Here is a 12,855-nt window from a genome sequence, read left to right as displayed (position 1 = left end):
CCCAACCATTCTTTATTCAATACTCTACCATCTTAGCAAAGTTTTTCGCAAAATTCAATACTTACCCAAATGAATTAAAATAACAAATTTTCACTTTTACAATAGGTAATAAAAAGGCATTATTTTTTTCGCTTTATAATTATTGATCTTGAATTTTTTTCACATAGATGTGCTATACTTACGTAAACAATTAAATTTATTTGGAGGGATCTCTGATGAATATACGATATATTTCAATCTCTGGTAATACACGCTCATTTGTTCAACGTTTAACAGCTTATGCCGAAGAGCAACATCAGCAAAATGAAAAAAATCCTACGATTACTTTCAAAGAAATTTCGGAAAATTCTCCGTTAGAAGTAGAAACAGAACCATTTTTTACTTTTGTGCCTACCTATTTAGATGGTGGCGATGGCATCAACAACGGCAATACCGAAATTTTAACAGAAGTCATGCGAGAATATCTTGCTTTTGAAAATAATTATCGTTATTGCTCTGGCGTGGTGGGCAGCGGCAATAAAAACTTTAACCACCAATACTGCCTGACAGCTAAACAGTATGCGGAACAATTTAACTTTCCCTTCTTAGCTGACTATGAATTAAGAGGTACCCAAGCGGATATTGAACGAATTTATGCTATTTTAAAGAAAAACCAATAAGCAAGTTTCATTACTAAAAAGCTCACCTATGATAGACTACATTTTGAGGTGAAGAAAAATGAGAAATACATGGTTAGCAGAACAACTTCAGTCAATCAGCGAAGAACCCAATTCTTTTATTATCGAGGAAACCATCAAATATATTGAACAATTAGAAGATGATAATGAAAGTCTTCAAGTTGCATTGGAAGGAACCATTTGGAGTCCTAAAAAATGGAACGAACCATTGGAAAAATAATTTAAACAGAAGAAAAGAGCCAGAAACGTAAGTGTTCCTGGCTCTTTTCTTCTGTTATTTACAAATTATAGACGTGCATTTAAATCTTTTGCTAATTCTTCAAATCCTGGTTTACCTAATAAAGCGAACATGTTGCGTTTGTAAGCTTCAACACCTGGTTGGTCAAATGGATTAACCCCATTTAAGTAACCTGAGATGCCCACCGCAATTTCGAAGAAGTACATAACATAACCTAATGAATAAGCATCCATTGTTGGCACTTTAACGATCATGTTTGGCACACCACCATCTGTGTGAGCAAGCAACGTACCTTCGAACGCTTTTGTATTGACGAAGTCGATTTCTTTTCCTTGTAAATAGCCTAGGCCATCTAGATCTTCATTTTGTTCTGGAATTGAAATGCTATGGCGTGGATTTTCAATTTTAACCACTGTTTCAAATAAGTTACGCATGCCTTCTTGAACATATTGACCCATAGAATGTAAGTCAGTTGAAAAGTCTGCGGCTGCTGGGAAAATACCTTTGCCATCTTTACCTTCTGATTCACCGTATAATTGTTTCCACCATTCAGAGAAATAGTGCATGCCAGGCTCATAGTTAATTAACATTTCAGTTGTTTTGCCTTTACGATATAAAATATTACGTAACGCAGCATATTGATAGGATTGGTTTTCTTTTAAGTCGCTCGTTGCGCCGTATTCTTTACGTGCATCATTTGCACCTTCCATTAAACGATCAATATCCGCGCCGCTAACAGCGATTGGTAAAAGACCTACTGGCGTTAAAACAGTGAAACGGCCGCCCACATCATCAGGAATCACAAATGTTTCCCAACCTTCCGCATCAGCTTCAACTTTTACTGCTCCTTTAGCACGGTCAGTTGTCGCATAAATACGTTTATTGGCTTCTTCTTTGCCATATTTATTAATTAATAACTCTTTAAAGACGCGGAAAGCAATCGCTGGTTCTGTCGTAGTTCCAGATTTTGAAATAACGTTGACAGAAAAATCACGATCACCAATCACATTGATTAAATCAGCTAAATAAGTTGAGCTGATGCTATTTCCAGCAAAGAAGATTTGTGGCGCTTTCCGTTCTTCTTTTGATAATAGATTATTAAATGAATGTGTCAAAAATTCAATTGCTGCACGGGCACCTAAATATGAACCACCGATACCAATGACTACTAATACCTCAGAGTCAGATTGAATTTTTGCTGCTGCTTTTTTAATGCGTGCGAATTCTTCTTTGTCATAGTTTTCTGGTAAATCAATCCAGCCAGTAAAATCATTACCAGCTCCTGTACCTTCACGTAATGCTTTGTCCACTGCAGTGACTTGTGTTTGCATGTATTCCAATTCATGGTCAGCAACAAATGGTGCTAATTTGGAATAATCTAATTGAATGTGTGACATTCCTTTTCCTCCTCGAAAGTAAACTTACTACATGTATACTTTACGTGTTTTTAGACATTTTTTCAAGCAAATTCTTTTGGATAGACCAATTGTTTAATTTTAACTATTTAATTAGAGATATTTATTCTCTTAATCAAACAAACCAATAAAAAATGCTAGGATTTCCTAGCATTTTTTGTTATTAAACGAGTCCTTGACTTAGCATCGCTGCCGCTACTTTTTCGAAGCCAGCAATATTCGCACCTAAAACAAAGTTATCTCGTGCCTGATATTCGTTAGCTGTATCACGACAAGTCTCATAAATATTTTGCATAATTTGATCTAGCATACCATCAACTTTTTCAAAGGACCAAGCTAAACGTTCAGCATTTTGGCTCATCTCTAATGCAGAAACCGCAACACCACCTGCATTAGCGGCTTTGCCTGGACAATAAATTACAGCTGATTTAGCAAAAACGGCGACTGCTTCTAGTGTACAAGGCATATTTGCGCCTTCTGCCACGACTTTCACTCCGTTTTTCACTAAAATAGCAGCTTGCTTTTCGTTGATTTCATTTTGTGTTGCACATGGTAACGCAATGTCATACGCTGTTTCGAAATCCCAAACAGATTCTTTGTCATAATAAGTTGCGCCTTTACGTGTTTCAACATATTTTGAAATGCGTTCACGATTTTTTTCTTTTAGTTCTTTTACTAACGCCACATCAATTCCTTCTGGATCATAAACAAAACCAGACGAATCGGAACATGTGATTACTGTGGCGCCTAGCTCAGTTGCTTTTTCCATGGCATAAATTGCGACATTCCCACTACCAGAAACAGCGACTTTTTTGCCTTCAAACGTATCGTTTTTATCTGCTAATAAATGTTTAACAAAATAAACCGTTCCATAACCCGTCGCTTCTGTTCTTGCTTGGCTTCCCCAGTATCCTAAAGGTTTTCCAGTCAACACTCCTGCATCATAGTTGCGCAAGCGTTTATACATGCCAAACAAATAACCAATTTCACGAGCGCCTACGCCAATATCGCCTGCTGGAACATCTGTACTTGGACCAATATGTTTTTGAAGTTCGGTCATGAAACTTTGACAAAAGCGCATCACTTCAGCATCTGACTTACCTTTTGGATCAAAATCACTACCGCCTTTGCCGCCACCGATTGGCAAACCAGTTAAACTATTTTTAAAAATTTGTTCAAAGGCCAAAAACTTCATCACACTTAAATTCACACTTGGATGAAACCGCAAACCACCTTTGTATGGTCCAATCGCTGAATTATATTGAACACGATAGCCTCTGTTCACATGCCAGTTGCCCTGGTCATCTTGCCACGGCACACGAAATTGAAAAATACGTTCAGGTTCAATCAAGACACCTAAAACATTTGCTTCAATGTATTGAGGATTTTTTTCTAAAAAACCTTCTACGGTTGGTAAAAACTCATCGACTGCTTGTAAATATTCTGTTTGACCTTGGTCTAATTGGTGAATCTTTTCTTGAATATTTTTAACATATTGTTTTGCGTCCATTTAATCATCCTCTCATTGTTATAGGTTTATTTTAACTGAAAATTCAAAAATTACCATAGTCAAACGTTTATTTTTTCCTTAAATCCAGAAAAAATCCCGTAATTATGGTACACTACCTATTGAATTGGAGGAGAACTATGAAGAAATTTGATGTAATTATTGTCGGCGCTGGGACGAGTGGTATGATGGCCACGATTGCGGCCGCAGAAGCAGGCGCTCAAGTATTATTGATTGAAAAAAATCGCCGTGTTGGGAAAAAATTATTAATGACTGGTGGCGGCCGCTGTAATGTAACCAATAATCGGCCCGCAGAAGAAATCATTTCATTTATTCCTGGGAATGGAAAATTTTTATACAGCGCATTTTCACAATTTGATAACTATGATATCATGAACTTTTTTGAATCCAATGGTATTCACTTAAAAGAAGAAGATCACGGACGCATGTTCCCTGTTACAGATAAATCGAAGTCAATTGTTGATGCGCTATTTAACCGCATTAACGAATTAGGAGTCACTGTTTTTACAAAAACACAGGTCACAAAATTACTACGAAAAGACGATCAAATAATTGGCGTTGAAACCGAACTGGAAAAAATTTATGCACCGTGTGTTGTATTAACAACTGGCGGCCGCACTTATCCTTCCACAGGAGCAACTGGTGATGGCTATAAACTAGCCAAAAAAATGGGGCATACCATCAGCCCTCTCTACCCTACCGAATCGCCTATTATTTCTGAAGAACCTTTTATCCTTGATAAAACGTTGCAAGGTCTCTCTTTACAAGATATTAATTTAACTGTTTTGAACCAAAAAGGAAAACCTTTAGTTAATCATCAAATGGATATGCTGTTTACACATTTTGGCATTTCAGGACCTGCCGCGCTCCGCTGTTCTAGTTTTATTAACCAAGAATTAACTCGCAACGGCAATCAACCTGTCACGGTAGCCTTGGATGTGTTTCCGACAAAATCTTTTGAAGAAGTGCTGAAAAATGTTGATTACATGATTGAGGAACAGCCAAATAAAGTGGCAAAAAATGCCTTTCATTCTTTAATACCAGAACGTCTGCTTACTTTTTATCTAGAGAAACTAGCAATTGAAGAAGTGCCTGCCAAACAACTGACAGAAAAGCAACGTCTTTCCTTTGTGGAACTACTGAAAGACTTTCAGTTCACTGTTACGAAAACATTGCCCTTGGAAAAATCTTTTGTCACAGGCGGTGGGATTTCCCTCAAAGAAGTGACCCCTAAAACAATGGAGAGCAAATTAGTCAATGGTTTATTTTTTGCTGGTGAACTTTTAGATATTAATGGCTATACTGGAGGCTACAATGTTACAGCTGCATTTGTCACTGGACATGTTGCTGGCTCCCATGCCGCAGAAATTGCAGAATACACCTATTTACCAATTGAAGAAGTCTAAACAAAAAGTCGCTAAAATAGCGACTTTTTGTTTGCTTTTTTTATTTATCAATAATTTTCCCGTTTTCTAAATAAATAGTGCGGGTGGCTACTTTTTCCACAAACGTTTCATCATGCGAGGTGAAAATTACTGTTCCTTGATAGGCACTTATAAATTCTTCAAGTGCTTGGATTGTCTCTAAATCAAGAAAATTGGTGGGTTCATCCAATAAGATGATATTATTTGGTTCTATAAATAATTGAGCCAAAGTAATTTTTATGGCTTCGCCACCACTTAGAGAAGATATCTTTGTCTGTAAATTTTCTTGTTGAAAACCTAGACGATATAAAAGTGAACGCACAATCTTTTCAGAATAATTTGTCCGCTTCAATAAATAAGTCAACAGTGGTTCATCATTTTTTAATCGATAATCTAATTGATGATACGTTCCTAACCGGACTTTGGGAGAAAAGTAAATGGCCGGGTGACGGGCTTCAATTTGTTGAAGGAAGGTACTCTTCCCAGCACCATTTTTTCCACAAAGTGCTATTTTTTCGTTTAAAGGAATTTGAACGTTCACTTGGTTAAGAATTGTTCGATTCTCATAAGCGAAAGTTAAATTTTCAATTCTAATTGGATATGGATTGTATAAAGAGAACTGATTATTAGTAGGAAAAATAATTTTTCGCTCTTGTTTTGCTTGCGCAACATCGGGTAATCTGTCAATTCTGGCATTAATCGCTTTCGCTTGTTTTTGGAGTGCTTTCTGTACGGTATCTTTTTGTTTAGAACCAGCTAAACGACTAGGTTGAATTTGCTTTTGTTTTTGTTTTTTTGAAACATGACTAGATTTTTGCGCTTGTGCTTGTTTCTTTGCGTAAGATTCCTGTAATTTTTTCTTTTCCTTTTGATACTGATGATAGACATTATATTGTGTTTGCTGTTCCAATTCTTTTTGACGACAATACGCATCGTAGTTCCCTAAATATTCTTTGACATGTCCATCCGAAACTTCCCAAATTTTCTCTGCTAATTGATTCAAGAAAAAGCGATCATGACTAACAAACAAAACGGTCCCATAATAATACGTTAAATCTGCCACTAACAACTGACGATGTTCTTTATCTAAATGTGTGGTTGGTTCATCTAAAATAACCCCGGTTGGATACTCTGAAAATAATGTTGCTAAGCGTTTTTGGACTTTTTCGCCACCACTTAGTTTTTGATTTTTCTGATTTAGCAAACAGTTTTTGTCAGTTTTCTCTGATTCATTCGTTATTTCTTCAGCTACTTGTGCCAAGTAATGAAAGTCGTTCAATCTTTGAACTTTTCCTTTATCTGATTGAATCTTACCCATAATTAAATTGAGCAGTGTTGATTTTCCTGCGCCGTTTTTACCAATAATCCCAATTTTTTCATTTTCATATACAAATAATTCATCAATTTCTAGAATTGGTTTTCCCGAAAAGTGAATACTTACTTCTTTCAGATGAATACTTAATTTTTTCATTTCGCCCTCTTCTTTCATTTCTGAAACGAAAGAATCTTGGGTACGCAAAAAAGGACAGCCTAATCGCTATCCTTGTAGTTTCGTATAAAAGTACACACGTCACCCATGAATTTTAATTTCAGACTTTTTGATAAGATTTATTCAATTTATTTTGTCAAAAAGTCAATCCAAATTCTGATAGATGCCAACATACAATTATACCTCCTCGTTTAATTACTCCCACATTAACACCTCTGCTTCCTTTTGTCAATTCTGACCCTAAAATCAGAGAATCGGACTTTAGTAGGATACAATTTTACCGAAACTATGGCAAAATAAAGACGGAGGTGAAAACCATGAAGATTACATTGACACGAAAAACATCAGCTTGGGGCGCGTTACGCTATTTTACATTTTATAAAAATGGTGTGCATCAAGGGAAACTTTTTACTAATGTACCTATTGAAATTGAGGCTGATCCTGGGGATGTTTTAACGTTCTATGAAGGCTGGTTCCAATTTTATCGGCGCATTGAAGTTACTGAAGATACCAAAGAAATCACGATTATCAATTCTAAAAAATTGCAACACGTTTTTTATACCTGTGTCGTCTTATTTTTAATTTTAACGCTATTATTCCTTTCCGCACAGAAACTTTCGACATTTATTATTGCTGAAATTTTAATTTACTCTGGTATTCAGTGGCTGTTCCGACAACAAACCTATCATTTTACTGTCAAGAAAAAAACGGAACCCTTTGCTTCCTATTCTAAAAAAAGTATCGCACACTAAACGAATCTTTAGCGTGCGATATTTTTTAATTACTTTTCATTAATTCGGCCACATATGTGACTGTTTCTGGTTGTGTTTCTTCAATTTTATTAATCGCATCTGCAAAATTCGGTAAATGTGCTTTGTGGGCAATTAATAATTCGTCCAACAAGGTCTTCGCCATGACGCCGCCAGGAACTAATGGATTAATAGTGAAAGCATGCAATGCTGCGCCGTAATCACCATTGATGGCTGCTCGAATAACCGTTTCTTCCATAGCTTTCATATTTTGAATAATTCCTCGTGCTGCTGGCGGAAAGGCCCCCCAGTTGTAAGGTTCATGGCCATGTGCTGTTACAGGTCCAGATACTTCTACAACACAATCATACGGTAAATCAGTAATTGTCCCATTATTTTCAGTAGAAACAACCATATCCGTTCGTTTATCATTATAAATTGATGCGATCATTTCACAAGCTGCATCGCTATAGTGTGTGCCGCCCCGTTCTTCTAATTCTTTTGGTTTGTAATCTAGTTTGGGATCTTTATACAATTCAAACAGACGACCTTCCGTTTCTTTAACCACTTGTGCTCTTGTTTCGCCCCGTTCATACTCTTCGATGGAATGCTTCAACATCTCATCTTCAATATAATAATAGCGATGATAACCACATGGTAACATTCCTAAATCTTTTAACTGTTCATAATGGAACGGCGCATCAAAAATATTTTTCAAATGACTTTCTTGCTCTTGCTTAGGTCCGTAAATTAAATCAATGAGTTCTTGTGTTCGCTCTTGTCCTTCTTTGTCCCAAACGCGGTGCCAATGGAAATGATTAATTCCAGCAAATTTAAAGAATAAGTCTTCTTCTGGAATTCCCAGCATTTCGGCCGCTTGTTTTCTATGACCAATCGGCACATTACATAAGCCAACTGTTTTTTTCCAACCGCCATGTTTAATTGCGGCTTCCGTAACCATTCCAGCTGGATTGGTAAAATTCACTAACCAAGCATCTGGGCAAAGACGTTTCATATCGTCAATAATAGCTAAAATGACAGGAATCGTTCGAAATGCTTTAAACATTCCTCCCGCGCCATTTGTTTCTTGGCCTAATACTCCATGGGACAAAGGAATCCGTTCATCTTTAATGCGAGCATCTAATAATCCTACACGAAACTGTGTTGAAACAAAATCCGCCCCTTCTAAGGCTGCTTCACGGTCCAATGTTAAATGAACTTCCCAATCTAAACCAGCAGCTTTAATCATGCGCTTCGCCATTGCCCCAACGATTTCCAATTTTTCTTTACCAGCTTCAATATCGACTAACCAAATTTCCTTAATTGGCAGTTCATCTTTTCTTTTAATATATCCTTCAATTAATTCAGGTGTATAACTAGAACCGCCACCAATTGTTGCAATTTTTAATGCTCCTCTTGTCATCCGTCTTCTTCCTCCTTGATTAAATTGTTATCGTTTACATCTTTAGGATAAATTATGGGAATGTTCCCATGTCAAGCACTATTTTCAAAAAAATGTATGCTATACTTCTTATAAGAATACATTCCACTTTGGAGGTAAAAAATGACGTCTATCATTGATGTAGCAAAAGTTGCCGGTGTCTCGAAATCGACTGTTTCTCGCTTAATTTCTGGAAAAGGATATGTGAGTGCCGATAGTCAAGAAAAAATTCTCAAAGCAATGAAAGAATTAAATTATACCCCGAATTATGTGGCGCGGAATTTACGAGCAGGTGCCACAAAAACTATTGGCTTTTTAGCCCCTAGCTATTTAGGTTCCTTAGGCATTTTCTTGAATCGCTTTATTTCAATTGCCAAAAAATACAATTATTCCGTAACCTTATTTTTTACAGATGGCGATCAGCAGAAAGAAATTGATGCCTTGAACCAATTAAAATACAAACAATTAGATGGCTTGTTTTTATTGACACGAACAAATGAATGGTCGGTGATTGAGCCATACAGCGCGTATGGTCCTTTAGCAACCTGGCATCGTATCGATTCACCTAATATATACTCTTCCTACATTGATCATTACTCTGGTTATTATCGTTCCTTAGAATATTTACAACAACAAGGATACCAAAAAATCGGTCATGTCCTCGGTAATCCCGAAAACTTAAACACGCACGCACGAAAACGTGCAATGAAAGATTTTTATGAAAACACTCAGGCACCTTGGCAAGCTGAGTGGCTGATTAATGATCAGTATACTAACCATTCTGGTCGCAAAATTGCCCATTACTGGCAACAATTAACCGACAAGCCAGAAGCTTTGGCCTTTTATAATGATCACGTAGCAGCTGAGTTTATTTCAGAACTTGAAAATCTAAATTATGCCGTTCCTCGCGATGTCGCTGTCATTGGCTTTGATAATAGTTATGTCAGTGAGTTGATGCATATTACAACTGTTGATTATGCCATTCAGTATCAAGCCGAAAACTCATTTATTTACCTATACAACCAATTAAATCAGACGAATATTCCTGAAAAAAAATTAACCGTTCGTCTAGTTGAACGACGAACGGTGCCTAAAAAAAACCGGCAGATCAGTCACTTTGACTGATTTACCGGGTCCTTTTAGAGTTAAACAAAAATTATTTATGCTTTTGTTCATTTTTTAAAATAGAAATTGACTGTTTTAAGGATTGAATCATGCCGCCTTCGCTGTATACAAGAACGTTTGATTTGTATAAACGAGCAGAGAAGATTGTTAAAATAATTCCAAAGACTGCCAAAATCACTAATGAGACAATTGCTTCCATTGTTGATGCCGTTTCGGTCGCCAAGCGTACTGGCATAATGTATGACGAAATCAGCGGAATAAAGGAAGTCACTTTCACCACGATATTTTGTGGATCATTCGTCCCAAACGTAATGCCGATCATATAACCGATTAAACCAATATACATGATGGGCTGAACTGCTTTTGCTGTATCCTCTGGTTTGGAAACAAGAGAACCACAAAGTGCTGCCAAAACAGCAAAAACGAGAATACCAATAATGAAAAAGCCTAATGTAAAAATAAAGGTTGATGAAAAAATATTTTGTGGTGAAATACCACTTAATAGACTTTTCATAAAATCAAGATTTTTCAATTGAGAATAGCCGAGAACAAACGCCACTCCGTAAATGAAAATTTGTGTTAAAGCTACTAGAATAACCCCAGTTAATTTGCCATAAAAATGGGTTTGCGCTTTTGTACTAGAGAGAATAACTTCCATGATTCTAGTGCCTTTTTCAGAAGCAATCTCTTGGGCAATAATTGAAGAATAACTGCTGATGAAGACAAATAACAAAATTGTTATCCCCATTGCTAACGCCATTTGAATCCCTGTGTTATCTTCTCCTGTTTTTATTTTGCCATTTTCATCAAAACTAATTTTGGCTTTTTTAAATGTTGCTTGTTGATTCAACATGGCAACTTGCTCAGCTGTTAAATTTAAACGATTGGCATTCGCCATTGTTTGTAATTGGTTTAACATTTGAGGGATTAGCATCTCGGTTGCATTTCCTAAAGAGCGTTCAGAGTAAAGCTGACCAGAAATCTGATTATCTGTAGTGTCCAAAAGTAAATAGGCATCAATTTTCTCGTCTTTTAATTGTTCTTGGGCCTTTTTCTCAGAAGAAACAGCTTTGAAAGAAAAGTCCTCTGTTTTATTCTTTGTCAACTCTTTAACGAGCGCTTGATTTTCCGAAACCAGACCAATGGTAGTATCTCCTGAAAAACCGCTAGCTAGAGAGCCCGCTAAGTAAACAATTCCTACAAGAAGAAATGGCGCTAAAATCATGATTAAGAAAGACAGCGACTTCACATTTTTCTTATAGACATCAGTCGCAATAATCCAAAATTTACTCATCTTGCCCACCTACTTTCATTTTGAAAATTTCTTCCAATGTTGGTGGTTGTTGATTAAACATTGGAATGTAGCCGTTGGCTGTCGCTTTATCAAACAACACTTTGCCCACTTCAGCGTTTTCTAATGTCGCTTCTAAGACGCCATCTTGTCGCAAGTGTGCTTCTTTCACACCTGCTGTAGCAGCAACTTCCTCAACAGATAACGGTGATTCTAAAAATAATTTTGTTCGACCAAATTGTTCTCGAATTTCATGAACCTGACCATCTAAAACCATGCGTCCATTTTTTAACATGACTAAATGGTCACAGATTTTTTCCACATTGTCCATATTATGACTGGAAAAAATGACACAAGAACCTTGATTTTTCAATTCAATAATGCCGTCTTTTAATAATTCTGCATTAACTGGATCTAAGCCACTAAAAGGCTCGTCTAAAATAATTAACTTCGGTTCATGAATAAGTGTCGCAATCAATTGAACTTTTTGTTGATTGCCTTTTGATAAAGATTTAACTTTATCCGTTTTTTTGCCTTTAACTTGAAATTTTTCCATCCAAAAGTCAATTTTAGGTTCAATTTCTTTTTTAGTTTTCCCCCGCAATGAAGCGAAATAAATTAGTTGGTCTTCAATCGTAATTTTAGGATATAAACCCCGTTCTTCTGGTAAATAACCAATAATATTGTATTCTTTTTCGTTTAATGGTTGACCATTCCATAAAACCGACCCGCTATCTTGTGTTAAAAAATTTAAAATCAAGCGAAACGTAGTTGTTTTCCCGGCACCATTTTGGCCAATTAATCCTAAAATTTTCCCGTCCGGTATCGTAAAGGATACATGATCAACTGCTTTAAAATCCCCAAAGGTTTTGACTAACTCTTTTACCTCTAACACATAAACGCCCCCTTCACTTTTTCTAAACCGCTGTTTAGTTACTCATATCGTATCTTTCCTATGTTGGCTTGTCAATCACAATTGTTATGAAAAGATGTTGCACTTTAATCAGACGCTTTATTTTCTGCTAAGCGAAAAAGGCCATCCGTCTCGGCAGAAATATGCACTTCATTTGCGGTCAAGCCTGTGCTTTCATAAAATTTATTTTTAAATTCCTTTGCCGCTTTTGATGATTGACAGGCCCAAATTCGACCTGTACGATTCAGCCACGTACCCAATTCATTTATTAAACGCTCATCAATCAGTAATTGATTTGGTACTTTTTTAAATTTTATTTGATAAACGGGTGTTAGTATTTTCATGATCAGACGTCCTCTCTTTTAAGTTAGTATTAGTATATCACGAAAGAAATCGTTATCATATTTTCTTGAGAGTTCAACTTTTCATGAAAAAATTGAATAAAAAAAACAGAGCCTGGGACAAAAATCACTTTGGATTTTTGTCCCAGGCTTAAAACCTTATAAACGGCGGGAACAGAACCAACACTAAGCGTTGCTCCGATCTCAATAACTTCTAAGGTGTT

Annotated in this window: 11 protein-coding genes, 2 pseudogenes and 1 other annotated feature (1 of these 14 only partly in view); of the genes and pseudogenes, 5 read left to right on the top strand and 8 right to left on the bottom strand. The window is 36.4% G+C overall.

Features of this window, described 5'->3' with window-relative positions; all coding sequences use genetic code 11:
• Nucleotides 1–7, bottom strand: a sequence feature (sodium ion sensor (DUF1646 type); this cis-regulatory element may regulate processes involved in with the transportation of sodium ions); it reaches 41 nt to the left of the window's first position.
• Between the two features lie 208 nt (nucleotides 8–215).
• Together nrdI and HMPREF2810_RS03440 are read left to right on the top strand one after the other, a co-directional pair.
• On the top strand, nucleotides 216–659 hold the full coding sequence (gene nrdI, locus HMPREF2810_RS03445) for a class Ib ribonucleoside-diphosphate reductase assembly flavoprotein NrdI (RefSeq protein ID WP_010715174.1): 444 nt from the start codon (nucleotides 216–218) through the stop codon (nucleotides 657–659).
• 58 nt (nucleotides 660–717) lie between these two features.
• Nucleotides 718–897, top strand: coding sequence for a hypothetical protein (locus tag HMPREF2810_RS03440; protein WP_002357684.1), 180 nt, complete (start codon nucleotides 718–720; stop codon nucleotides 895–897).
• A 65-nt stretch (nucleotides 898–962) separates the two neighbouring features.
• Here the strand turns inward: HMPREF2810_RS03440 and HMPREF2810_RS03435 are convergent, their stop codons facing one another.
• Together HMPREF2810_RS03435 and gdhA are read right to left on the bottom strand one after the other, a co-directional pair.
• Nucleotides 963–2,312, bottom strand: a complete 1,350-nt coding sequence (locus HMPREF2810_RS03435) for a glucose-6-phosphate isomerase (protein WP_010715173.1) — start codon at nucleotides 2,310–2,312, stop codon at nucleotides 963–965.
• A gap of 181 nt (nucleotides 2,313–2,493) precedes the next feature.
• Nucleotides 2,494–3,840 carry an NADP-specific glutamate dehydrogenase gene (gdhA, locus tag HMPREF2810_RS03430; RefSeq protein WP_002360402.1) on the bottom strand — a complete coding sequence of 449 codons (1,347 nt, stop codon included), beginning with the start codon at nucleotides 3,838–3,840 and terminating at the stop codon, nucleotides 2,494–2,496.
• Nucleotides 3,841–3,977: 137 nt separating this feature from the next.
• On the opposite strand from gdhA, the gene HMPREF2810_RS03425 reads away from it, so the two are divergent.
• Nucleotides 3,978–5,264 carry a BaiN/RdsA family NAD(P)/FAD-dependent oxidoreductase gene (locus HMPREF2810_RS03425; RefSeq protein ID WP_002361770.1) on the top strand — a complete coding sequence of 429 codons (1,287 nt, stop codon included), beginning with the start codon at nucleotides 3,978–3,980 and terminating at the stop codon, nucleotides 5,262–5,264.
• 40 nt (nucleotides 5,265–5,304) lie between these two features.
• On the opposite strand, the gene abc-f is transcribed toward HMPREF2810_RS03425, so the two are convergent.
• Nucleotides 5,305–6,771, bottom strand: coding sequence for a ribosomal protection-like ABC-F family protein (gene abc-f / locus HMPREF2810_RS03420; RefSeq protein WP_002408533.1), 1,467 nt, complete (start codon nucleotides 6,769–6,771; stop codon nucleotides 5,305–5,307).
• Between the two features lie 245 nt (nucleotides 6,772–7,016).
• Here abc-f and HMPREF2810_RS03415 point away from each other — a divergent pair, with 245 nt between their 5' ends.
• Entirely contained in the window at nucleotides 7,017–7,523 is a 507-nt protein-coding gene (locus tag HMPREF2810_RS03415) for a hypothetical protein (protein WP_002366637.1), read from the top strand.
• 25 nt (nucleotides 7,524–7,548) lie between these two features.
• Here the strand turns inward: HMPREF2810_RS03415 and HMPREF2810_RS03410 are convergent, their stop codons facing one another.
• Complete coding sequence (locus tag HMPREF2810_RS03410; protein ID WP_010715171.1) at nucleotides 7,549–8,943, bottom strand: 6-phospho-beta-glucosidase; 1,395 nt, start codon at nucleotides 8,941–8,943, stop codon at nucleotides 7,549–7,551.
• 141 nt (nucleotides 8,944–9,084) lie between these two features.
• Here HMPREF2810_RS03410 and HMPREF2810_RS03405 point away from each other — a divergent pair.
• Nucleotides 9,085–10,082: pseudogene (locus tag HMPREF2810_RS03405) on the top strand (LacI family DNA-binding transcriptional regulator).
• Between the two features lie 35 nt (nucleotides 10,083–10,117).
• On the opposite strand, the gene HMPREF2810_RS03400 reads toward HMPREF2810_RS03405, so the two are convergent.
• The 4 genes and pseudogenes from HMPREF2810_RS03400 to HMPREF2810_RS15935 form a co-directional block, all read right to left on the bottom strand.
• Nucleotides 10,118–11,380: an ABC transporter permease gene (locus HMPREF2810_RS03400; protein WP_010715169.1), complete on the bottom strand. Its 1,263-nt coding sequence runs from the start codon at nucleotides 11,378–11,380 to the stop codon at nucleotides 10,118–10,120.
• The gene (locus HMPREF2810_RS03395; protein WP_010715168.1) at nucleotides 11,373–12,272 is read right to left on the bottom strand and encodes an ABC transporter ATP-binding protein; all 900 of its coding nucleotides are present in this window, start codon (nucleotides 12,270–12,272) and stop codon (nucleotides 11,373–11,375) included. The genes HMPREF2810_RS03400 and HMPREF2810_RS03395 overlap by 8 nt, the downstream gene beginning before the upstream one ends.
• Nucleotides 12,273–12,376: 104 nt before the next feature.
• Entirely contained in the window at nucleotides 12,377–12,634 is a 258-nt protein-coding gene (locus HMPREF2810_RS03390) for a DUF3884 family protein (protein ID WP_010715167.1), read from the bottom strand.
• Nucleotides 12,635–12,663: 29 nt separating this feature from the next.
• Nucleotides 12,664–12,855: pseudogene (locus HMPREF2810_RS15935) on the bottom strand (hypothetical protein); the annotation flags it as partial.

The sequence above is a fragment of the Enterococcus sp. HMSC078F03 genome, assembly GCF_001811595.1.
GTDB lineage: Bacteria > Bacillota > Bacilli > Lactobacillales > Enterococcaceae > Enterococcus > Enterococcus faecalis.
Note: the sequence above shows the minus strand (reverse complement) of the source record. Positions and strands in the feature narration are given on the sequence as shown.